Annotated in this window: 20 protein-coding genes; 11 read left to right on the forward strand and 9 right to left on the reverse strand. The window is 74.0% G+C overall.

Annotated features, from left to right (window positions below):
• Positions 1 to 9: 9 nt before the first annotated feature.
• The 4 genes from ABIB37_RS06665 to ABIB37_RS06680 all read left to right on the forward strand — a co-directional run bounded on the left by ABIB37_RS06665 (position 10) and on the right by ABIB37_RS06680 (position 3059).
• Positions 10 to 387: a sterol carrier family protein gene (locus tag ABIB37_RS06665; RefSeq protein WP_123696356.1), complete on the forward strand. Its 378-nt coding sequence runs from the start codon at positions 10 to 12 to the stop codon at positions 385 to 387.
• 69 nt (positions 388 to 456) lie between these two features.
• Positions 457 to 1383 carry a hypothetical protein gene (locus ABIB37_RS06670; RefSeq protein WP_354258342.1) on the forward strand — a complete coding sequence of 309 codons (927 nt, stop codon included), beginning with the start codon at positions 457 to 459 and terminating at the stop codon, positions 1381 to 1383.
• An 88-nt stretch (positions 1384 to 1471) separates the two neighbouring features.
• Complete coding sequence (locus tag ABIB37_RS06675; RefSeq protein WP_354258345.1) at positions 1472 to 1987, forward strand: hypothetical protein; 516 nt, start codon at positions 1472 to 1474, stop codon at positions 1985 to 1987.
• A gap of 1 nt (position 1988) precedes the next feature.
• Positions 1989 to 3059 (forward strand): hypothetical protein, encoded by a 1071-nt coding sequence (locus ABIB37_RS06680; RefSeq protein WP_354258348.1) that lies wholly within the window; start codon positions 1989 to 1991, stop codon positions 3057 to 3059.
• A 12-nt stretch (positions 3060 to 3071) separates the two neighbouring features.
• Here ABIB37_RS06680 and purF read toward each other — a convergent pair whose 3' ends face one another.
• Positions 3072 to 4529, reverse strand: a complete 1458-nt coding sequence (gene purF, locus ABIB37_RS06685) for an amidophosphoribosyltransferase (RefSeq protein WP_354258350.1) — start codon at positions 4527 to 4529, stop codon at positions 3072 to 3074.
• A gap of 184 nt (positions 4530 to 4713) precedes the next feature.
• On the opposite strand from purF, the gene ABIB37_RS06690 reads away from it, so the two are divergent.
• The gene (locus tag ABIB37_RS06690; RefSeq protein ID WP_354258353.1) at positions 4714 to 5898 is read left to right on the forward strand and encodes a glycosyltransferase; all 1185 of its coding nucleotides are present in this window, start codon (positions 4714 to 4716) and stop codon (positions 5896 to 5898) included.
• 24 nt (positions 5899 to 5922) lie between these two features.
• On the opposite strand, the gene ABIB37_RS06695 is transcribed toward ABIB37_RS06690, so the two are convergent.
• The 4 genes from ABIB37_RS06695 to tdh form a co-directional block, all read right to left on the reverse strand.
• The gene (locus ABIB37_RS06695; protein ID WP_354258356.1) at positions 5923 to 7608 is read right to left on the reverse strand and encodes a hypothetical protein; all 1686 of its coding nucleotides are present in this window, start codon (positions 7606 to 7608) and stop codon (positions 5923 to 5925) included.
• Positions 7609 to 7766: 158 nt separating this feature from the next.
• Entirely contained in the window at positions 7767 to 8363 is a 597-nt protein-coding gene (locus ABIB37_RS06700) for a hypothetical protein (protein ID WP_354258359.1), read from the reverse strand.
• Between the two features lie 7 nt (positions 8364 to 8370).
• On the reverse strand, positions 8371 to 9549 hold the full coding sequence (locus tag ABIB37_RS06705; RefSeq protein ID WP_354258361.1) for a glycine C-acetyltransferase: 1179 nt from the start codon (positions 9547 to 9549) through the stop codon (positions 8371 to 8373).
• Positions 9550 to 9552: 3 nt separating this feature from the next.
• A complete protein-coding gene (gene tdh / locus ABIB37_RS06710) occupies positions 9553 to 10641 on the reverse strand; it encodes an L-threonine 3-dehydrogenase (protein ID WP_354258364.1) in 1089 nt (362 codons plus the stop codon).
• 159 nt (positions 10642 to 10800) lie between these two features.
• Between tdh and purM the strand changes: the two genes are divergently transcribed.
• The 3 genes from purM (at position 10801) to ABIB37_RS06725 (ending at position 13071) form a co-directional block, all read left to right on the forward strand.
• Entirely contained in the window at positions 10801 to 11898 is a 1098-nt protein-coding gene (purM, locus tag ABIB37_RS06715; protein WP_354258367.1) for a phosphoribosylformylglycinamidine cyclo-ligase, read from the forward strand.
• A gap of 109 nt (positions 11899 to 12007) precedes the next feature.
• Complete coding sequence (locus ABIB37_RS06720) at positions 12008 to 12607, forward strand: DUF4190 domain-containing protein (protein WP_354258369.1); 600 nt, start codon at positions 12008 to 12010, stop codon at positions 12605 to 12607.
• 86 nt (positions 12608 to 12693) lie between these two features.
• Positions 12694 to 13071 carry a hypothetical protein gene (locus ABIB37_RS06725; RefSeq protein WP_354258372.1) on the forward strand — a complete coding sequence of 126 codons (378 nt, stop codon included), beginning with the start codon at positions 12694 to 12696 and terminating at the stop codon, positions 13069 to 13071.
• 70 nt (positions 13072 to 13141) lie between these two features.
• Here ABIB37_RS06725 and ABIB37_RS06730 read toward each other — a convergent pair whose 3' ends face one another.
• The 4 genes from ABIB37_RS06730 to ABIB37_RS06745 form a co-directional block, all read right to left on the reverse strand.
• Positions 13142 to 14602, reverse strand: a complete 1461-nt coding sequence (locus tag ABIB37_RS06730; RefSeq protein WP_354261552.1) for an L-serine ammonia-lyase — start codon at positions 14600 to 14602, stop codon at positions 13142 to 13144.
• 70 nt (positions 14603 to 14672) lie between these two features.
• A complete protein-coding gene (locus ABIB37_RS06735; protein WP_354258375.1) occupies positions 14673 to 14897 on the reverse strand; it encodes a DUF3073 domain-containing protein in 225 nt (74 codons plus the stop codon).
• A 140-nt stretch (positions 14898 to 15037) separates the two neighbouring features.
• Positions 15038 to 15412 carry a fluoride efflux transporter FluC gene (locus tag ABIB37_RS06740; RefSeq protein ID WP_354258378.1) on the reverse strand — a complete coding sequence of 125 codons (375 nt, stop codon included), beginning with the start codon at positions 15410 to 15412 and terminating at the stop codon, positions 15038 to 15040.
• Positions 15409 to 15804 (reverse strand): CrcB family protein, encoded by a 396-nt coding sequence (locus ABIB37_RS06745; protein ID WP_354258380.1) that lies wholly within the window; start codon positions 15802 to 15804, stop codon positions 15409 to 15411. Before ABIB37_RS06745 ends, ABIB37_RS06740 begins: the two co-directional genes overlap by 4 nt.
• Positions 15805 to 15887: 83 nt before the next feature.
• On the opposite strand from ABIB37_RS06745, the gene ABIB37_RS06750 reads away from it, so the two are divergent.
• From ABIB37_RS06750 to ABIB37_RS06760, 3 genes are all read left to right on the forward strand, one after another.
• Positions 15888 to 16631 (forward strand): MerR family transcriptional regulator, encoded by a 744-nt coding sequence (locus ABIB37_RS06750; RefSeq protein WP_354258383.1) that lies wholly within the window; start codon positions 15888 to 15890, stop codon positions 16629 to 16631.
• Between the two features lie 73 nt (positions 16632 to 16704).
• On the forward strand, positions 16705 to 20019 hold the full coding sequence (locus ABIB37_RS06755; protein ID WP_354258387.1) for an efflux RND transporter permease subunit: 3315 nt from the start codon (positions 16705 to 16707) through the stop codon (positions 20017 to 20019).
• Positions 20020 to 20101: 82 nt separating this feature from the next.
• Positions 20102 to 21259 carry a DUF2510 domain-containing protein gene (locus tag ABIB37_RS06760; protein ID WP_354258390.1) on the forward strand — a complete coding sequence of 386 codons (1158 nt, stop codon included), beginning with the start codon at positions 20102 to 20104 and terminating at the stop codon, positions 21257 to 21259.
• The last annotated feature ends 189 nt before the right edge of the window (positions 21260 to 21448 follow it).

The raw sequence follows: 21448 nt of genomic DNA on the forward strand, positions 1-21448 counted from the left end.
CCTGGCGGGATGCCGAAGCGCATCCCCGACCTCGACGGCGTCGACGCCGTGCGCGCCGCCCTGCAGCCGGGCGCCGCGCGCGCCGACACGGCGCTCGCCGTGCGCTACACGCTGCAGTGCCTCGGCGAGCGGGCGCCGGGCAAGAGCGTCGAGGTGCGAGTGCCGCCGTTCGGTGCCGTGCAGGCCGTCGAGGGTCCCGGTCACACGCGGGGCACGCCGCCGAACGTCATCGAGACCGATGTCGCGACGTGGCTCGCGCTCGCGACCGGCGCCGAGACGTGGGCGGAGGCGGTCGGTCGCGGCGTCGTGCGCGCGTCCGGCGTGCGCGCCGACGTCTCGCCGTGGCTGCCGCTCGTGCGTCCGGTGGAGCGCCCGGTGGAGCGCTGACGCGACGGCGCTCGCGCACTGCGGTGACCACGCCGCCCGGATCCCAGCCGGTGCCCCCATACTGAGACCATGGCCCAGGTCGTCCGTCCGCAGGGATTCATCGGTCCCCTCGTCGTGACGGTGATCGGCGTCATCCTGCTCTTCAACGGGGTCCCGGCGCTCTGGCAGTGGATCGGCTGGGTCGCGCAGACGGCCCTCGTCGTCGGTCCCGAGCGCGCGATCGAGATGGCGCTCACGCCGCTGCTGTTCGCGGCCGGTGCGACCTTCGTCGGCTTCCTCATGCTGCGCGGCGGCTTCGGCTCACTGCGCTCGCTCATGCGCGGTGCCACGCAGCGGGCGCAGGCGCAGGTGCGCGGCGGTGTGCAGCAGGTGCGCGGCGGCGTCCAGCAGGCGCGCACCGAGGTCGGGCAGCGCTACGGCGAGGCCCGGGCGCAGGCGGAGCACCTGCAGCCGTCGGGCCAGCAGGGCTGGTTCGAGCGCATCGAGTCGCTCGGCCGCGAGGTCGAGGCCGAGCGCGCGCGCCGATCCGGGCAGCCGGTCGCGCAGCAGCAGCGGCCCCCGCAGCAGCGCCCGCCGCAGCAGCAGCGCCCGCAGCAGCCGCAGCAGCAGCGACCGGCGCCGCAGCCGCAGCAGCGAGCGCCCCAGCAGCAGCAGCAGCCGCGCGCGGGTGCACCGGGCGGGGAGCGGCTCGGTCGCATCGAGGAGCTGCGGCAGCGCGTCGACACGCGCGTGCAGCAGGCGACGCGCATCGGCGACGCCGGCACGCAGGCCGCGCAGCGCGTGCGCCAGGCGGCCTTCGACGAGGCCGCGCGCGTGCAGCAGCGGCAGCTGCCGAACCCGTCCGACGAGGTCGCGGCGCTCATCGGGCGCCTCGACCTCGCCGACCACGAGCGCACGGTGCACCACGGCTCGTCGCTCACGCGGTCGTCGCTGCGCACCTCCGCGCTCTCGAAGACGTCCCTCAGCCTGAACTCGCTCCGGCAGCACCGCCGCTGACGCTCGACCGCGTCACCGCGGGCCGAGAGCACGTCGGCCACCGGCCCGGTTGCGGACGCACCGGTGGGCGCGTGGGATGCTGGTCGGCATGGATGCCACGCGCGAGCCGGCCCCGCAGGGCGACGAGGGCGAGCAGCACGAGACCACGCGCGAGGAGCTCAGCGTGACCGTGCGACGCTCGCCCAGGTACGGCGTCTTCATGGCGATCGGATCGGTGCTCGGCATCGTCACGGCCTGGATCCTGTCGTCGATCGCGGAGCCCGCCGTCAACGAGGCCGGGCAGCCGGTCGACACGACCGCCGTCGTCGGGCTCGTGCTCGTCATCGGCTTCGTCGCGGGCGCCGCGATCGGCGGCATCGTCGCGCTCATCGTCGACCGCTCGCTCGCGAAGGGCACGCGCACCGCGGTCGCGGAGCGGGTCGAGACGCGCGAGCGCGAGACGCTCGACGAGCTCGCCGCGGCCGACGCGGGCGAGGCGGCGTTCGAGCACCTCGACACCGGCTCCGCCGTCGATGCCGCGCCCACCGAGCTGGACGCTGACGGTGCCGGGCGCACGGATGCGCGCGACCGGCCCTCCGACGACGACCGCCCGCGCGAGGCCTGACGTGCCGCGTGCGCGGCTCGGGCTGGCGCACGCCCTCGCGTGCGCCGGTTGGGGCGCGGCCGCGGCGCTGGTCGCCTCGCAGCCGATCGCGCCCGCATCGATCGCGCTCGGCGCCGCCGTCGCCGCGGGCACCGCTGCGATCGCCGTGCTCCTGCCGCTCCGCGCCCGACCGGGCAGCATCGTGGTCGGTGCGCTCGTCCTGTCGATCGTCGCGGTCGTCGCGGGCGGGGTCGCGTCACTGCTCGCGGGCGACCTGCGGGCCGCCGTGCTCGTCGCGCCGCTCGCCGCCGCAGCCGGCATGCATGCGCGCGCGATGAGCGGCGCCGCCGCTGCCGATCCGAGCCTCGCGCCGCGCGTGCGGCTCGCGCCGAGCCTGCTCGCCCTCGCGGGAGGCGCCGCGCTCGCAGCCGGGGCATCGGCGCTCGGCCAGCCGGCGCTCGTCGTGCTCGGGGTCGTCGTGCTGCTCCAGCTCGCGGCGCTCACGCTGCTCCTCCGCCGGGTGGCCGACGTCGAGCCGCAGACCGAGCCCGCCGACGTCGCGGCGGCGCCGCCGGCTCGGCTGCTGCCGCTGCTCGCGGTCGCGGTGGCCGGCGCGGCAGCGGTGGTCGCGCTGCGCCCCGCCCTCTCGGCGCTCGGCGCCGAGGAGCCGCAGCCGGCCGGACCGGCCGCGCTCACCCTGGCGATCGGCGGGCTCGCGGGCCCGCCGCTCGCGCGCCTCGTGGCGCGACTGGGGCTCGGCCGTGGCGGTGCGCTGCTCGCGACGCTCGCAGGGGCCGCAGCCCTCGCCGCACCCATCGCGCGCCCCGGCGCCCTCGACCTGCTGAGCGCCGCGGTGCTCGGCATCGCGCTCGCGGCAGCGGTCGCGCTCGCCGAGCTCGCGCGACGCTCCGGCGTGACGTTCCCGCCGCGCGCGGTGACGCTGCTGCTGCTCGCGGCAGCGCTCGGTGCCGCGGTCGCGGCCCTGCTGCTCACGAGCGTGCCGCTGCCGGACGTGGTGCTCGGCGCATCCATCGCCTGCCTGGTGGCGGGCCTCGGCGCGTGGGCTCCCGCCCCCCGCGAGCGGGTCGCCTGACCGCAGGAGCGGTCAGCTGAGCTGGGTGCGCTCCACCCAGTCGAGGTACTCGTCGGTGACGGTGCCCGTGACGTACTCACCGGTGAAGCACGACATGTCGAGGCCCTGGATGTCGGAGCCGTCGAGGATGGCGCGCTGCAGGTCGTCGACCTCCTGGTAGACGAGGAAGTCGCTGCCGAGCGCGTCGTTGACCTGCGGGATCGAGCGGCCGGAGGCGATCAGCTCGGCGCGCGACGGCATGTTGATGCCGTAGACGTGCGGGTAGCGCACGGGCGGCGCCGCCGAGGTGAACGTGACCGAGTTCGTGCCCACCGACCGCATCATCTCGACGATCTCGCGGCTCGTCGTGCCCCGCACGATCGAGTCGTCGACGACGAGCACGTTCTTGCCGCGGAACTCGCTCTCGAGCGCGTTGAGCTTCTGCTTCACCGACTTCTTGCGCTCCTGCTGCCCGGGCATGATGAAGGTGCGGCCGACGTAGCGGTTCTTGTAGAAGCCCTCGCGGTACTCGATGCCGAGTCGGCGCGCGACCTCCATCGCGGCGGGCCGCGACGAGTCGGGGATGGGCATGACGACGTCGATCGCGCCGGACGGCGTGTAGCGCTCGATCGTGTCGGCGAGTCGCTCGCCCATGCGCAGGCGCGACTCGTAGACGTTGATGCCGTTCATCACCGAGTCGGGGCGCGCGAGGTAGACGTACTCGAACGAGCACGGCAGCAGCACCGGGGCGTCGTGCGTCTGCGCCGAGGCGAGCTCGCCGTCGGGGGTGATGAACACGGCCTCGCCGGGCGCGACGTCGCGCTCGATGTGGAAGCCGGAACCGGTGAGCGCCACCGACTCGCTCGCGACCATCCACTCCGTGCGGCCGCTCTCGGCGAGCCGCGAGCCGAGCACGAGCGGGCGGATGCCGAACGGGTCGCGGAAGGCGAGCAGGCCGTGGCCGGCGATGAGCGCGATGACCCCGTACGAGCCCTCGACCCGCTCGTGCACGCGGCGCACGGCGGTGAACAGCCGCTCGGCGTCGAGGTCGCCGCCCTTGACGAGCGTCTGCAGCTCGGAGCCGAGCACGTTGACGAGCATCTCGGTGTCGCTGCCGGTGTTGACGTGCCGGTGGTCGACGGTCGCGAGCGCGTGCTCGAGCTCGCGCGTGTTCGTGAGGTTGCCGTTGTGCACGAGCACAATGCCGTAGGGCGCGTTCACGTAGAACGGCTGTGCCTCCAGCTCGTTCGTCGCCTCGCCGCGGGTGGCGTAGCGCACGTGGCCGAGGCCGATCTTGCCGAGCAGTGCCCGCATGTCGCGAGTGCGGAACGCCTCGCGCACCTGGCCCTTGGCCTTCTTGACGTGGATCGACCGGTGCTCGGCCGTCGCGATGCCGGTGGAGTCCTGCCCGCGGTGCTGGAGGAGCGCGAGTGCGTCGTAGACCTGCTGGTTGACGCTCGAGTCGGAGACGATGCCGACGATGCCGCACACAGGCGAGCTCCTTCTGTCGCGGGGGGAGGAGTCCAGTCTACCGAGGCGCGCGTGCCGAGCCGCGCCCCGGCAGCCGGACGAAGATCGTCCTCGAGGACGAGGGTCCTCGGCCCGGAGGTCGAGGGCGTCGACGGGCGGCACCGCGCATCGTGGAGGTGTGCAGCCCCGCCGCGTCCTCCTCGTCATGGACTACCGACTCGAGTACCTCGGCGGCGCCCAGGCGGCGCTGCGGCAGCAGGCCGCGGCACTGCTGGCCGCCGGCCACGCCGTGACCGTCATCGCCCCGGACGCGCCGGCAGACGCCGCGCTCGCGGCGGTCGGCGCGACCCTGCGGCGAGCCGCGTCGTGGGGTGCGGTGCCCGGTGTCGCGCTGCCCATCGTGGTGAACGGCGCGCGCACGCGTCGCGTGCTCGCCCGCCTGATGGACGACGAGCGCATCGACCTGGTGGTCGTGCACTCGGAGCTCGGCCTGGCGGCTGCCGCGATCGAGGTCGCGCGCGCCCGGAGGACGCCCACGATGCACGTCGTCCACACGTTCTTCTGGCGCGCCCCGCGCATCGCCGCGCCGCTCGCGCCCGTGGTGACGGCGCTCCACGCTGCGCTGACGGGGTTGCGCGGAGCGGCGCCGCGCACGGCGGACCGCCTACTCGACTCGGCGCTCCGCGGCATGACCTGGCGCGCGTGCATGGCTGCGGACCTCGTGGTGTCGCCGTCGAGGCACCAGGCGGCGGCGCTGGGTGCCGCGGGCGTCGAGCACGTGACCGTGATCGGGAACGCGGTGGGAGCGATGCCGTCAGCCCGACGACCGCGCACGGACGAGCTGCGGCTCGTCTGGGCCGGACGCTTCGCGCCCGAGAAGCGGCTCGACGTCGCGCTCGAAGCGATGCGCCTGGTGGATGCGGCGCTGGGCCCGGGGCGCGTGCGGCTCGACGTCGCCGGTGGCCGGCTGCCCCGCCGCGCGCGATCGGCCTCTGTCGTCGCGCACGGCCGCGTCGCGCCGCACGAGGTCGCCGCACTGCTCGGTCGCGCCGACGCGGCGGTCATCACGTCGTGCGGCTTCGACAACCAGCCGATGGTCGCGCTCGAGGCGTTCCGCGCGGGGCGCCCGATCATCGTGAGCGACCCCGTGCTGGCGGCGGAGTTCCGACCCGCCGCGATCGCCGCCGAGACTGCGACCGCATCCGGGCTCGCAGCGACGATCCTGGGCCTGGTCGCCGACCGGTCGGCGCTCCTCGACGCTGCGCTCGGCGCGGCCGCGCTCGCATCGGAGGCCTCGCCCGCCGTGCACGTCGACCGGCTGCTCGCCGCGCACGACCGCCTCGCGGCGCGCTCGCGGGTCGCGCCCTCCGGTCGCGCCTGGATCGACTGAGGCGCGGAGGATGCCCAGACCGGGTCAGCCCTCCGGGTGCTGCAGCCGGTCGGCGAGCCGCTCGGAGAGCTCGCGCAGCGGCTCGAGCGCCACGCTGTGCTCGTCGTCGACCGCGACGAACGGCACCATCGCGGGCGTCGGCAGGAACCACCGCACCCGGAAGCGGGCGCGCGTCGCGTCCTCGGCAGCGGGGGAGAGGTCCACGACGAAGGTCGCCACCCGCACGCCGTGCCTGCGCACGCCGCCGGTGACCGTGCTCCCGACGAGGATGCGGTCGACGGCGAGCTGCGTCGTGTCGTCGCTCGTGCCCAGCGCCTCCGACCGGATGAGCTCGACGACCCGCTGCTCGTCCGCCGGTGCGACGACGTCGAACGACAGCGCCGCCATGCGGTCGCCGATGGACTCGCCGGGCCGCGGTGCGTCCTCCGGCGGCGCTCGCGAGAGCCCGGGCTGCGTCAGGCGCTCGGCGAGCTCGCGGGTCGGCACCGCGAGGACCGCCGGGTAGGTCTCGGCGATGATCGGGGCCGTCGCGACGATCGCGCGCGGGCGGTCGGCCCGCACGGCGAAGACGACGCAGACGCCGGCCAGCAGCGCGAGCGAGGCGGCGACCGCCCACCACGTCGGCCAGGGCACGCGCGACGCGCTCCAGGAGCCGAGCGCGACGCCGTGCGCCGTGGCGACGAGCAGCGATCCGGCGTCGCGGGTGTGGCCGAGGGCGGCCGTCGCCAGCGGGGTGCTGAGGCGGATCTCCGAGAGGGTCGCGCCCGAGCCCAGCTCGACGAGTGCCAGGCGAGGGACGGATCCGCCGGTGGCGACCATGAGCGTGCCGTCCGTCGACCCGTCGGCGGCGCCGGTGATGGGATCCGCGGGGTCGTAGCGCGCGGAGGCGTGCAGCGAACGTGGGTCGAGCAGCAGCAGCTCCGCGTCGTTCCAGACGGCGACCGCCGCGCCGTCGTCGACGAGCGCCACGCCCGTCGGGCCGCCGCTCGGGGGGATGGCGGAGTCGAGCACACGCCCCGCCGCCGCGTCGAGCACGAACACCGCGTTGTCGGTGAGCGCGTACACCGTCGATGCCGGCCCAGCCGCGACGGCGGTGATCTCCCGATCGAGGTCCACCTCGCGAGCGGGGCCGCTCCCGCGGCTGCGCAGCTGCAGCCGGTGGGAGCCCGCGGGCGCCACCGCCACGTACGCGCCGTCGGCGCTCGTCGCGACCGCTGCGCCGGCCGCGCCGTCGAGCTCCACGGTCGTCGCGCTGAGCGGTGAGGCGTCGGCACCCTCGACCTCGAACAGCGACAGCGCGCCGGTCGCGTCCACGGCCGCGAGCAGGTCCGCCGTCGGCGAGAGGGCGACGCCGAGCACATCGCCGCGGAGCCCGAGCGTCGTCTCCGTGCGCGATCCGCCCGCGAAGGCCGTGAGGTGCACGGCCGAGCCGCCGCCGCGAGCAGCGGTGCCGTCGGCGACCGCGACCAGCGAGCGGTCGCCCGGGGCGTCGCCGCCCGTCGCTGGGCCGTCGAGCCCGCCGAGGTCGACCGCGCCGAGGTCCGGTGCCGCGAGCGTGCCGTCGCTCAGCCGGGTGGCGGCGGCCTGCGTCAGCGTCTGGTGGAGCAGCGGCACGCCGAGCGAGCAGAGGGCGAGCGCGCCGAGCGCGGCCGCGGCGACCCTCGCCCAGCGGCGGTCCCGGCGCGCGGGCCCTTCGACGTCGCTCGCCACGCAGACCTCCTCCGCGCTCGGTCGCGATCCGCGACATGGCGTCGAAGGTACGCGCGGCCAGGGCGGGCGTCTATGACCTCGTGTACCCCGATGGTCGTCGCGGCGAGTGCGGATGCGCGCTCGCCCGCGGTCGCCGCCGGCTCACCGCGGCTCCGCGCTCAGGGCACCAGCACCTCGAACGCGTGCCCGGCGCCGACCGGGTGCGCCGCGATCAACGGCTCGACGATCGCCCGTGCCCGCTCGAGATCGGGCGCCGAGATGTACACGGTCGTCCCGTCGGCGTCGCTCCACCACGTCTGCACGACGAAGACGCCGTCGGCGGCGTCGGGCAGCTGCTCCATGAAGTCCATGGCCGCGTACGTGCAGGGCACGTGCTCGTAGCGGACGTCGGGCGGCGCGGCGGCGGGCAGGTGCAGCGCGAGCACGCCGCACTCGCCGAACTCGACCTTCGCGCGGCCGAGCATGGAGAGGGAGGAGCCCCGCGGTGCGCACTGCTCGACGAGCAGGTCGATCAGGTCGTCGAGCTCGTCGTCGACGGGATCGGCGAGCGCGACGTCGACGACCGCCGCGACAATGCGGCGATCCGCGTCGAGCTCGGTGCCGCCGCCGGTCATGCGGTTGCCGCGGCGCTGCTCCTTGAAGCGCCGGATGAGCGCATCCTCGTACCAGTCGCCGCGATGCATCGGCTGGAGCGGCAGGTTCAGCCGCACGCTGACCTCGGTGCGGCGACGTCGCCAGCGGTCGAGCAGCCCCACGGCGCGATCAGGCGGCGACGCGGTCGCGCGAGGCCGCGAAGGCCGCGACCGCGCGATCGACGTCGTCGTCGGAGTGCGCCGCCGAGAGCTGCACCCGGATGCGGGCCTGGCCCTTGGGCACGACAGGGAACGAGAAGGCTGTGACGTACACGCCCTCCTCGAGCATCGCGTCCGCCATGCGGCCCGCGAGCCGCGCGTCGTGGAACATCACCGCGGTGATCGGGTGCTCGCCGGGCAGCAGCTCGAAGCCCGCCGCCTCCATGCCCTCCCGGAAGCGCACGGTGTTGCGCTGCAGCCGCTCGCGCAGCTCGCCAGCGCCCTCGACGAGGTCGAGCGCGGCGAGCGATCCCGCCACGACCGACGGCGCGAGCGCGTTCGAGAACAGGTAGGGCCGCGAGCGCTGGCGCAGCAGGTCGACGATCTCGGCGCGCGCCGCGATGTAGCCGCCGGAGGCGCCGCCGAGCGCCTTGCCGAGCGTGCCGGAGATGATGTCGACCCGGTCCTGCACGCCCGCGAGCTCGGGGGTGCCGGCGCCCGACGGCCCGGTGAAGCCGACCGCGTGCGAGTCGTCGACCATCACCATCGCGTCGTAGCGCTCGGCGAGGTCGCAGATCGCCTCGAGCGGGGCGAGGTAGCCGTCCATCGAGAAGACGCCGTCCGTGACGATGAGGCGGCGGCGCGCGCCGGCCGACTCCTGCAGCCGCGCCTCGAGCTCGGCCATGTCGCGGTTGGCGTAGCGGTAGCGGGCGGCCTTCGACAGCCGGATGCCGTCGATGATCGACGCGTGGTTGAGCGTGTCCGAGATCACGGCGTCGTCAGCGCCGAGCAGCGTCTCGAAGAGCCCGCCGTTCGCGTCGAAGCACGACGAGTAGAGGATGCAGGCGTCCTGGCCGAGGAACGTCGCGAGCCGCGACTCGAGCTCGAGGTGCTGGGTCTGGGTGCCGCAGATGAACCGCACCGAGGCCATCCCGAAGCCCCAGTCGTCGAGCGCGGCCTTCGCCGCGTCGACGATCTGCGGGTGGTCGGCGAGGCCGAGGTAGTTGTTCGCGCAGAAGTTGAGCACCTCCGCGCCGCCCGCAACGACGGTTGCCGACTGCGGCGAGTCGAGCGGCCGCTCGCGCTTCGTCAGGCCGGCGGCCTCGATGTCGGCGAGCTCTTCGGTGATGGATGCGCGGGCGGAGAACACGGTTCAGGCTCCCTGAGAGTCGGTGGGGGTGTCGGTGCTGGTGAAGTCGAGGATGACCTTGCCGGCCGCGCCCGATCGCGCGCGGTCGAACGCGCCCTGCCAGTCGGCGAAGGCGAAGCGGTCGGTGATGACGGGGGCCACGTCGAGCCCGGTCTGCGCCATCGCCGACATGGCGTACCAGGTCTCGTACATCTCGCGGCCGTAGATGCCCTGGATCGTCAGCATGTGGGAGACGACCTTGCCGAAGTCGATCTCGATCGGCCGCGACGGCAGCCCCAGCACGGCGATCCGGCCGCCGAAGTTCAGGTTCTCGATGATGTTCCCGAGCGCGCTCGGCGCGCCCGACATCTCGAGCGCGACGTCGAACCCCTCCTGCATCCCGAGCTCGTGCTGCACGGCCGCGAGCGGCGAGGTGCCGTCGGCGTCGCCGCGCGGGTCGAGCGTGCGGAACCCCAGCGACCGCGCGAGCTCGAGCCGCGGCTCGGCGATGTCGGTGATGACGATGTGCCGGGCGCCCGCGTGCCGGGCGACCATCGCGGCCATGAGCCCGATCGGTCCGGCGCCGGTGACGAGCACGTCCTCGCCGATCACCGGGAACTTCAGCGCCGTGTGCACGGCGTTGCCGAACGGGTCGTAGATGCCGAAGACGTCGAGCTGGTCGGGCGTCGCCGAGCCGGCGGTCACGCCCGGGTGCACCCACACGTTCGACGCGGGGAGCACGACGTACTCGGCGAAGCAGCCGTCGCGCTGCACCCCGAGGTTCGAGGTGCGGATGCACAGGTGGCGGCGCCCGGCGCGGCAGTTGCGGCAGTGGCCGCAGACGACGTGGCCCTCGCCCGACATGATCTGGCCGACGGCGTAGTCGGTGACGCCCTCGCCCACCTCGACGATCTCGCCGCAGAACTCGTGCCCGACGGTGAGGCCGGGTGTGACGGCCGACTGCGCCCACGCATCCCACGCGTCGATGTGGAGGTCGGTGCCGCAGATGCCGGCGCGCAGCACGCGCACCTTGACGTGGCCAGCGGGGGTCTCGGGCTCGGGCAGCTCGATCAGCTCGAGTCCTGGCCTGCCTCGGGTCACGAGTGCATGCATGGGCGTCTCCGTCGACAGTGGTGGGTGTGCCGCCCCCATCCAACCATCCGCGTGCGTCCTCAACCGGGTCAGTGGTCGGCGGGCGGGATAGTCGCGCCCGCGGACCACAGAACCGGTTGAGGAGCCGGAGGCGGTGTCGGGGCTCGGTAGCCTGGGAGCATGACCGATCCGTATGCGTCCGCCGGCGTCGACACCGAGGCGGGCGACCGCGCGGTGGAGCTCATGAAGGCCGCCGTGTCGCGCACGCACGGCCCCGGCGTGCTCGGCGGCGTCGGCGGCTTCGCCGGCCTGTTCGACCTCTCGGCCGCGGGCGCCTACGCGAAGCCGCTGCTCGCCACCTCGACCGACGGCGTCGGCACGAAGATCGCGCTCGCGCAGGCGATCGACAAGCACGACACGATCGGCCAGGACCTCGTCGGCATGGTCGTCGACGACATCGTCGTGGTGGGCGCGAAGCCGCTCTTCATGACCGACTACATCGCGTGCGGCCGCGTCGTGCCAGAGCGCATCGCCGACATCGTGCGCGGCATCGCGCTCGGCTGCGAGGCCACCGGCACCGCGCTCGTCGGCGGCGAGACGGCCGAGCACCCGGGCGTCATGGAGCCCGACGACTACGACGTCGCGGGCGCCGCGGTCGGCATCGTCGAGGCGGATGCGGTGCTGGGCGCGGAGCGCGTGCAGACCGGCGACGTCGTGGTCGCGATGGCCTCGTCGGGCCTGCACTCCAACGGCTTCTCGCTCGTGCGCCACATCCTCGCGGAGCGCGGCATCGCGCTCACCGACCGGGTCGACGAGCTGGGCGGCGTCGCCGCCGAGGTGCTGCTCGAGCCGACCAGGCTCTACACGCTCCCGCTGCTCGGCATGCTCGACGAGGGCCTCGGCATCCGCTCCATCTCGCACGTCACGGGCGGCGGCATCGCCGCCAACCTCGCGCGCGTGCTGCCGCAGGGCATGTCGGTCGAGATCGACCGCAGCGGCTGGCAGGTGCCCGCGGTGTTCGGCGCGCTCGCGCAGCTGGGCGGCTTCCCGCTCACGCAGGCCGAGGGCACCTGGAACCTCGGCCTCGGGATGCTCGTCGTCGTCGACGAGGCCGACGCCGCGTCGGTCGTCGCGGCGAGCGAGCGCGCCGGCATCGCCGCCGCCACCGTCGGCCGCGTGGAGCCGATCGGCACCGACGCGCTGCAGGGCGCGGGATGGGTGCAGGGCGCCAAGGGCGTCGACGGCGGGGCCGTGCGACTGGCCGGCGCCTACCGCTGAGCGCCCACGCAGCTGCCACGGGACGTCCAGGAGACTCGGACCCGGGCGGCCTATGGTTGCCCTGCATCGAGCCGAGCAGCACACGTCGACGAGCACAGGGAGGTACGGGATGCAGCCAGATCCGGATCGCTTCCGGCCGCGCGACGCGTCGCCGGCCGTGCAGTCACCGCCGTCGGCGAGCGCCGACGACCCGAAGCGCGAGCCGCGGCAGCCGCAGCGCTACGCGGCGCCGCAGTACGGCGCCCCGCAGCAGTACAACGACCCGCGGCCGGGCAGCGCGAAGGCCCGCCCCGGCCCCGGCTACGCGCCGCCGCAGCCCACGGCCCGCTACGGGCAGCCGCCGCTCGAGGGCCGCGACGCGCCGCTCATCCACCCGGCCGCCGCGCAGGCGTCGAGCGTCACCCACTACGGCGCACCGGTCTACCGCACGCCCGTCTACGCCTACGCGCCGCAGCCGCAGCGCGGCCTGTCGATCACCGCGCTCGTGCTCGGGCTCTGCTCGTTCGTCTTCGCGTGGACGCTCGTCGTCGTGCCGATCCTCGGCATCGTCTTCGGCTTCATCGCGCTCAAGCGCGAGCCGGCCGGCAGGGTCATGGCGATCGTGGGGCTCATCGCCTCGGCGATCGGCCTGCTCTTCGTGCTGCTGTTCTACCTGCTGCCGCTCTTCGGCGTGCTCATGGCGATGGTCCTCACGGCCGGCGCCGTCTGACCCTGCCGTCGTCCGGCGATCGGCCCTACGCTGGAGCCGACGCGTCCCGCGTCCCTGCACCAGCCTTCGTCACGCGAGGAACCACGATGACCTACACCCCTCCTGAGCAGCCCCAGGGCGGCTACCAGCCGGCCGACAGCGGCTACCAGCCCGCCAGCGGCTACCAGCCCTACCAGGGCAGCTCGCCCAGCTACAGCGCCGCTCCCTCCACCTCGAAGAAGCTGTCGATGTGGGGACTCATCCTCGGCATCTCCAGCATCATCATCCCCATCTGGATCAACGCCATCGCCGGCGCGGTGCTCTCGGGCATCGGCCTCGCGAAGGAGCCCGCCGGCAAGACGATGGCGATCTGGGGCCTCGTGACCTCGGTGCTCGGCTTCATCTGGGCGTTCATCTTCTGGCCCGTCGTGCTGTTCGGCATCATCTTCGCCGCGGTCGCGCCCTACGCGACCACCGGCTACTGACCCATCGCTCGACGACGAAGGGCCCGCCGATCGGCGGGCCCTTCGTCGTGCGCGGCGGCGGATGCCGCGCTCAGCACTCGATGAACGCCACGGCGAGCCCGCCGAGCGAGGTCTCCTTGTACTTGTCGCTCATGTCGGCGCCGGTGCGGCGCATCGTCTCGACGGCGGTGTCGAGGCTCACGTAGTGGGTGCCGTCGCCCTGCTGCGCCATCCGCGCCGCGTTGATGGCCTTCACGCTCGCCATCGCGTTGCGCTCGATGCACGGGATCTGCACGAGCCCCTTGATCGGGTCGCACGTGAGGCCCAGGTTGTGCTCGATGCCGATCTCGGCGGCGTTCTCGATCTGCTCCGGCGTCGCGCCGAGCACCGCGGCGAACCCCGCCGCTGCCATCGCGCACGCCGAGCCGACCTCGCCCTGGCAGCCGACCTCCGCGCCCGAGATCGACGCGTTCGACTTGATGATGATGCCGATCGCGCCGGCGACGAGCAGGAAGCGCACGTGCCACGGCACCTCGTCGTCGACGCAGTTCGCGAAGCGGTCGGCGTAGTGCATGACGGCGGGGATGATGCCCGCGGCGCCGTTCGTGGGCGCGGTCACGACGCGCGCACCCGCGGCGTTCTCCTCGTTCACGGCGAGCGCGTAGAGGTTCACCCACTCCATGCCCTCGAGCAGGTCGGGCCTGCCGGTCTTCGGGGCGGCGTCGCGCGCGAGCAGCTTCTCCTGCCAGTCCTTCGAGCGCCGCTTCACGTCGAGCCCGCCCGGCAGGATGCCGTCGGTCGCGATGCCGTGCGCCACGCACTCCTGCATGACCTCCCAGATGCGCTCGAGCTGCGCGATCGTCTGCTCCCGCGGGCGCCAGGCGGTCTCGTTCTCGAGCATGAGCTCGGCGACCGACATGCCGGTCTCGCGGCAGCGCGCGACGAGCTCGTCGCCGTGCGAGAAGGGGAAGGGCATCGGATGCGCCTGGATCGCCGGTGCCGGCACGGGGGAGAGCACGTCGCCCTCGTCGTGCCGCATGACGAAGCCGCCGCCGATCGAGTAGTACCCGGCGGTCGCGATCGTCTCGTCGTCGGCGTCGTACGCGGTGATCCGCAGCGCGTTCGGATGCTCGGGGCGCACGGTGAGCGGGCGGAAGACGAAGACCTTCGCCTCGTCGAACGCCACCGGGCGGCGCCCGCCGAGGCGCAGCTCGGTCGTCGAGCGGATGCGCTCGAGCGTCTCGGCGATCTGCGCCGTCTCGACGGTGTCGGGCGCGAGGCCCGAGAGGCCGAGCATGATCGCCGTGTCGGTGCCGTGCCCGGAGCCGGTCGCGCCGAGCGAGCCGAACAGGTCGACTCGCAGCCGTACGATCTCGTCGAAGCGACCCGACGCATCCGCCTGCACGACGAAGTCGAGCGCGGCCCGCATCGGGCCGACGGTGTGCGACGACGACGGGCCGATGCCGATCTTGAACAGGTCGAGCACCGAGAGCGATTCGAAGACCGGCGCCGTCTCGGTGGCATGCCTGCCGAGGGCGGCGGGCGCGTTCAGCGGTGCGGTGGGCACGTGCGAGGTCACGATCGGCTCCTTCGCCTAGGCGCAGCGGAGCCGGGGTGGTGGCTCAGGCGCTGCGGCCCGTCTGGTACTCGTCAGCGTAGTCGTCGTCGTCGTCGGTCTCGGTGGCCGGCGCGTACTCCGCGTAGTCGGCCCACTTCTCGGCGTCGGGGCCGGCCTCGGGGGTCGCTCCCAGCTCTGCCGCGAGGACGTTGTAGTTGATGTTCGGGCTGAACGACTTCAGCTCGCGCGCCAGCTTCGTGTGCTTGGCCTTCTGCCGACCACGTCCCATGCTGGACCCCCTTGCGGACTGCGCCGGCCCGGGGCCGGCGAACGGTGAGAGAACTGCGGTTTAAGTCCAACCTCCATCCTAGCATCGAGCCCGCCTGTCGGCTGTGGCCCCGCGATGCGTGGGGATAGGGTTCCGCTTCCTCAGGCCGCGGTCGCCGGCGCGAGCATCGCGCCAATGAGCAGGCCCGCGGATGCGGCGATCGCCCCGCCGACCACCGTGACGGCGAGCGTCGCGAGCGCCTGGCCGCTGCGCCGGTGCTCAAGCTGCTCGACCGCCTGCACCGCGAACGCCGAGTAGGTCGAGAGTCCGCCGCAGAAGCCGGTCACGAGGATCGCGCGCCACGCGTCGTCGAGCACGAGCAGGCTCGTGAGGATCCCGGCGAGCAGGCTCGCGACGAGGTTCACGGCGATCGTGGCGCGCACCGGGCGCTCGCGCGCGAGCGCCCCCGCCAGGAAGCGGACGACCGCGCCGATGCCGCCCGCGCCGGCGATCACCAGCAGCTCGAGCGGCGTCACGCGGCGCGCCTGCGTGCGAGGCGACGGCCGAGCGCGAGCCCCGCCCAGGCGGCGAGCAGGCAGGCGACGAGCATGCCGACGGCGATCGCGATGCCCGGCAGCGCCGGCACGAGCGCGGGCCACCCGTCGCCCGCGGCGCTCGCCGAGGCGCTCGCCACCGCGATCGCGCTGAAGGTCGTGAAGCCGCCGAGCAGCCCCGCGCCGATCCCGTGCCGCACCCAGTCGGGTGCGCCCGCGAGCGCGGCGACCGCGAGGCCGAGCAGCGCGCAGCCGACCGCGTTCACCGCCAGCAGCGCCCACCAGTCGGCGATCGCGGCCTCGAGCAGCGCGCGCCCGGCCGTGCCGATCGCGCCGCCCACTGCGACGGCGAGCACGGAACGGGCGAGGCGCATGCGAGCCAGCGTAGGCGGCCGAGCGAGCGGGCCGACGCGAGGGGGTTGACGTTGACGCCACGTCAACCCGTAGCGTCGTCGACATGGAGTGGTCGATCCAGCGCATCGCGAAGCTCGCCGGCGTCTCGAGCCGCACCCTGCGGCACTACGACGCCGTCGGCATCCTCGCCCCCGCCCGCACCGACGCGGGCGGGATGCGCTGGTACGACGAGGCATCGCTCGCCCGCCTGCAGCGCATCCTGCTGCTGCGCGGGCTGGGCGTGGGGATCCCCGCGATCGCCGAGAGCCTGGAGCGCGCGTCCGACGAGGAGGCGCTCTCGGGGCACCTCGCCGACCTCGCGCGCGAGGCCGACCGCATCCAGAGGCAGATCCGCGCCGTCGAGCAGACGCTGCGGGCACGAGAGGGAGGAGCCGCCATGACGGCAGAGGGAGCGCTCGACGGGTTCGACCAGGGCCAGTACGAGCAGGAGGTGACCGAGCGCTGGGGCGCGGACGCCTGGCAGCGCGGGCAGCGCTGGTGGAAGGGCATGTCGGATGACGACAAGCGCGGCTTCCAGCAGGAGCACCGCGACATCGCCGCGGGCTACGCCGCGGCTCGGGAGGCTGGCGAGCCCGCCGACTCGGAGCGGGTGCAGGCGCTCGCGGAGCGCCACTACCGCTGGATCGGCGCCGGCTGGCAGACGGCCGAGCCCGACCCCGCGATGTTCGCGAGCATGGGCGACATGTACGTCGCGGACCCGCGGTTCGCGGCCAACTACGGCGGCGCCGAGGGCGCCGCGTACGTCCGCGACGCGATGCGGGTGTTCGCCGAGCGGCGGCAGCGCTAGGCGCAGGGCGCGGGGCGGATGCGGGGGCCAGCCCCCATATCCGCCCCACAGCCGGTGATGCGAGGATCGCGAGGTGCATCTGCTCTCGCTCGCCAGCCTGAAGAACCGTGCGCTCATCGTCCTCGCGACGATCTGCATCGCCATCTTCGGCGGGGTCGCCCTCTCCAGCCTCAAGACCGAGCTCACCCCCGAGCTCGAGCTTCCCGCCGTCGTCGTCACGACGACGCTGCCAGGTGCGAGCCCCGAGATCATGAGCGAGGACGTCACGGGACCGATCGAGCGCGCGATCCAGTCGGTGCCGGGCCTCGAGGGCACGACCGGCACGTCGTCGACGAGCTCGAGCGTCGTGTTCGCCGAGTTCACCTACGGCATCAACATCCCGACCACCGAGCAGCGGGTGCAGCAGGCGGTCAACCGCATCCTCTCCCAGCTGCCCGAGAACGCCGAGCCGACCGTGCTCACCGGCTCGATCGCCGACTTCCCGGTGCTGCGCATCGCGATCTCGAGCCCCGGTGACCAGGCTGCGCTCGTCGACCGCATCGAGACGGTCGCGGTGCCGCAGCTCGAGCGCACCGAGGGCGTGCGCGCAGTGCAGCTGCAGGGCGCCCCGGGCCAGCGCATCACGATCGACCCGGACGACGCGGCGCTCGCGGCCGCGGGCCTGTCGCGGCTCGACATCACCGAGGCGATCGACGAGCACGGCCAGCTGCTGCCGGGCGGCACGGTCGACGACGGCGACCAGACGCTCAGCGTGCAGATCGGCGAGCGGCTCGCTTCCGTCGACGATGTCGCGAGCCTCCCGCTCAGCCGCGAGCAGGCCGCCGAGCCCGATCCCGCGAACCCCGCGAACGCACCGCCGGCCGACACCCTGACGATCGCCGACATCGCCGACGTCGCCCTCGAGCAGGACCCGGTCTCGTCCATCGCCCTCGTCGACGGCGAGCCCGCGATCATCCTCTCCATCACGAAGACGCAGGCGTCGAACACCGTCGACGTCTCCCACGCCGTGCAGGAGCTGCTGCCCGGCCTGCAGTCCGAGCTCGGCGACGACGTCACCTTCACGACGGTGCTCGACCAGGCGCCCTACATCGAGCACTCCATCGAGGCGCTCGCGGTGGAGGGCGTGCTCGGCCTCGTCTTCGCCGTGCTCGTCATCCTCGTGTTCCTCTGGTCGCTGCGCTCGACCCTCGTCACGGCGGTGTCGATCCCGATCTCGGTGCTGATGACCTTCATCGGCATGTGGGGCTTCGGCTACTCGCTCAACGTGCTCACGCTCGGTGCGCTCACGATCTCGATCGGCCGCGTCGTCGACGACTCGATCGTCGTGATCGAGAACATCAAGCGCCACCTGGCCTTCAGCGCCAGCAGGTCGCGGGCGATCGTGGATGCGGTGCGCGAGGTCGCCGGCGCGATCACCGCCTCGACCATCACGACCGTCATCGTGTTCCTGCCGCTCGCCTTCGTGAGCGACATCACCGGAGAGCTCTTCCGGCCCTTCGCGCTCACCGTGACGCTCGCGCTGCTCTCATCGCTCATCGTCTCGCTGACGATCGTGCCCGTGCTCGCCTCGTGGCTGCTCAAGCGGCCGAAGGAGGCCGTGGACGTCGACGCCCAGGCCGCGGCGGCCACCGCCGCTGCTGCTGCCGTCGTCGCCGAACCGCGCCCGACGCGCCGCCGCCGCCTGCTCGGCCGCCGCCTGCCCGGCCGTCACCGCGCATCCGAGACCACCGCCACGTCGGCCACCGTCGCGTCGGCCGCCGCCGACGAGGCCGCGGCGCCCCGCCCCGCGGACGCCCCGGAGCGCCGCGACCGGCTGCGGCGCGGCTACCGGCCGATCCTGCTCGCCACCCTGCGCCGCCCGTGGCTCGTGCTCGTCGGCGCCGTCGCGATCCTCGGCGCGAGCGTCGCGGCGCTCCCGCTCCTCGCGACGAACTTCCTCGGCGACGACGGCCAGACCACCGTGCAGGTCTCGCAGGCGCTCGAGCCGGGCGCATCGCTCGACACGCAGCTCGACGCCGCGCAGTCGCTCACGACCGAGCTCGAGCAGCTCGAGGGCGTCGAGACCGTCTCGGCGACCGTCTCGAGCGGCGCCTCCTCGTTCGCGGCCTTCACGGGCGGCGGTGGCGGCGGCGCCATCTCCTACGGCGTGATCGCCGCGGAGGGCACCGACATGCCCGCGCTGCGCGAGCGCATCCTCGCCACCGCCGAGAGCGCGGAGGGCGAGATCACCGTCGGCCAGTCCGCGGGGCTCGGCGGCAGCGACATCGCGATCGACGTGCAGGCGCCGACGCCCGACGCGCTCGACGCGGCCACCGCATCCGTCGTCGACGCCGTCACGGGCCTCGAGGGCGTCGCGCAGGTGACCGACTCGCTCGAGGGCGCGCAGCCGCTCGTGCAGGTCGCCGTCGACCGCGAGCTCGCCGCGAGCCTGGGGCTCAGCGAAGCCGCCGTCTCGGGCCTCGTCGCGCAGGCGATGCAGCCGACCCCGGTGGGCGAGATCCAGCTCGAGGGCTCGCTCGTGCGCATCTGGCTCGACGCGATCGCGCCTGCCGCGACGCTCGACGAGCTGCGCGAGCTCGAGCTGCCGACCCCGAACGGCCCGCTCCCGCTCGCCGACGTCGCGGAGGTCTCGCAGATCGAGGGCCCCGTCTCGATCGAGACGAGCGACGGCGCCCGCACCGCGACCGTGACGGTCACGCCCGACGCCGCCGACGTCGGCGGCATCTCAGGCGGCGTGCAGACCGCGCTCGGCGAGATCGAGCTCGCAGACGGCGCGACCGCGACCGTGGGCGGCGTCGCGACGCAGATCACGGATGCGTTCACGCAGCTCGGGATCGCGGCGCTCATCGCCGTGCTGCTCGTCTACGTCGTCATGGTCGCGACCTTCAAGAGCCTGCTGCAGCCGTTCCTGCTGCTCGTTTCGGTGCCGTTCGCCGCGACCGGCGCGATCGCGATGCAGCTCATCACCGGCGTGCCGCTCGGCGTCGCCTCGATGGTCGGCGTGCTCATGCTCGTCGGCATCGTGGTGACGAACGCCATCGTGCTCATCGACCTCGTGAACCAGTACCGCGACCGGGGGCTCAGCGTGCGCGATGCCCTCGTCGAGGGCGCCGAGCGCCGACTGCGGCCCATCCTCATGACGGCGGCGGCAACGATCTTCGCGCTCATCCCGATGGCGGCGGGGCTCACCGGTCAGGGCGGCTTCATCTCGCAGCCGCTCGCGATCGTCGTGATCGGCGGCCTCATCTCGTCGACCCTGCTGACGCTCGTGGTGCTGCCCGTGCTCTACCTCGTCGTGGAGGGCGCGATCGAGCGCCGGCGCATCCGCGTCGGCAAGGGCACGCGGGCCGATCGGCGCGGCGAGCTCGCCGAGGCGGGCGCTCGCTGACCGCACTCACAGCCCACGCGCACAGCGCGTTGGTTGAATGGCCCTGCCCGTCGATCCCGTCGAGCAGGGAAGGAGGATGCCGGTGCCGAGCTTCCTCATCGTCCACTGCGCGAGCCAGGACGGTCGCATCGACGCCTACCGGCAGCCGCCGACCCTCGACATCGGCGGGCTGCGCGTACCGCTGGACTGGGGCGACACGACCCTGCACGTGCCCGCGGGCGACCTGCCGGTGACGGTGTTCGTGACCCGCACCTCCGGCCAGGTGGAGGGCGCGAAGATCACGGTGCGCGCGCCCGCCGGCACCGGCACCCGGCTCACCTTCGTGCCGCCGATGCAGCCGGGTGGCGCCTCGCACCTGCGGATCGACGGCCAGTGGCCGGCCGACTCGTCGATGCACTACTACGCGGCGCGCGACGCCCGCACGCTCGCGCCGCCCGCCGCCTCGTCGGTGCCGACGCCGCACATCGGCGGAGGCAGGCAGGTGGCCCAGGCGGGGCTGCGGATGGCCGGTACGATGCCGCCGCCGCAGCCTGCCGCGCCTGTCGTGCGGTCGGCGCCGATGCAGTCGGCGCCCGTGCAGCCGGCGGCGACGCAGCAACCCGCGCCGCTGCCGCCCGTCGGTCCGACGCCGGGCTCGACCGCCTCCGTGCCGCCGCGCGCCTCGTCGTTCGGCCAGCAGCAGGGCGCGCTCGTCGACCCGGTGGTGCCGGCCTCCCAGCCGTCGCCGTCGCAGCCGACGTCCCGACCTGCGCCCCAGCAGCCGGCACCCCAGCAGCCGGCACCGCAGCAGCCTGCACCCCAGCAGCCGGCTCCCCAGCAGGCCGTGCCGCCACGGTCGGCGCCACCCTCGCAGCAGGCAGCGCCGCCGCAGCAGCGGCCGCAGGCCCAGCCCCCGTCGTTCGGGCAGCGGAAGCAGCCCCCGCCCATCCTCACGCCCGCGGAGTTCGACCGCCTGGAGCGCGAGGCGCAGGAGCAGCAGACGCGCGCCTACGAGGCCTGGGTCGCGCAGCAGCACGCGCGGGCTGCGCAGCAGGCCGCGCCGGGCACCCACGGCCCCGCGCACACGCAGCACGACGGCGCCCCGCGCCCGGTCGGGCTGCCGACCGCCAGCACGGGGCAGGCACAGCCCGCCTGGTATCCCGACCCCTACCGGCGTGCGGATGCCCGCTGGTTCGACGGTCGGCAGTGGACGTCGTCGGTCATGCGAGCAGGGGTGCGCGTGCAGGACCTGCCGGGCTGACCGGGGCTTTGCCCCTGTCGCTCGCCACGCCGATGCCGTAAGGTGGACAGGTCGGCTCGGGACAGGCGTGTTTGTGTGCGCCACATGGAGTGTCGCCGCGGCCGGAGTTCCCGCGAGCATCCTCGCGGTTGACCAGATGATCCCGCGATGACTGCGGCTCTACCAGCGCGAGCTTCGATCTTGCGCGCA

It is taken from the genome of Agrococcus sp. UYP10 (assembly GCF_040547205.1).
Taxonomy (GTDB): Bacteria; Actinomycetota; Actinomycetes; order Actinomycetales; family Microbacteriaceae; genus Agrococcus; species Agrococcus jenensis.

What these genes read in the sequence shown, in the direction of transcription:
- ABIB37_RS06665 (WP_123696356.1), top strand. Translation starts at nt 10, where the DNA reads ATGCCGAAGCGCATCCCCGACCTCGACGGCGTCGACGCCGTGCGCGCC.
- ABIB37_RS06670 (WP_354258342.1), top strand. Translation starts at nt 457, where the DNA reads ATGGCCCAGGTCGTCCGTCCGCAGGGATTCATCGGTCCCCTCGTCGTG.
- ABIB37_RS06675 (WP_354258345.1), top strand. Translation starts at nt 1,472, where the DNA reads ATGGATGCCACGCGCGAGCCGGCCCCGCAGGGCGACGAGGGCGAGCAG.
- ABIB37_RS06690 (WP_354258353.1), top strand. Translation starts at nt 4,714, where the DNA reads ATGGACTACCGACTCGAGTACCTCGGCGGCGCCCAGGCGGCGCTGCGG.
- tdh (WP_354258364.1), bottom strand. Translation starts at nt 10,641, where the DNA reads ATGCATGCACTCGTGACCCGAGGCAGGCCAGGACTCGAGCTGATCGAG.
- purM (WP_354258367.1), top strand. Translation starts at nt 10,801, where the DNA reads ATGACCGATCCGTATGCGTCCGCCGGCGTCGACACCGAGGCGGGCGAC.
- ABIB37_RS06720 (WP_354258369.1), top strand. Translation starts at nt 12,008, where the DNA reads ATGCAGCCAGATCCGGATCGCTTCCGGCCGCGCGACGCGTCGCCGGCC.
- ABIB37_RS06725 (WP_354258372.1), top strand. Translation starts at nt 12,694, where the DNA reads ATGACCTACACCCCTCCTGAGCAGCCCCAGGGCGGCTACCAGCCGGCC.
- ABIB37_RS06735 (WP_354258375.1), bottom strand. Translation starts at nt 14,897, where the DNA reads ATGGGACGTGGTCGGCAGAAGGCCAAGCACACGAAGCTGGCGCGCGAG.
- ABIB37_RS06745 (WP_354258380.1), bottom strand. Translation starts at nt 15,804, where the DNA reads ATGCGCCTCGCCCGTTCCGTGCTCGCCGTCGCAGTGGGCGGCGCGATC.
- ABIB37_RS06750 (WP_354258383.1), top strand. Translation starts at nt 15,888, where the DNA reads ATGGAGTGGTCGATCCAGCGCATCGCGAAGCTCGCCGGCGTCTCGAGC.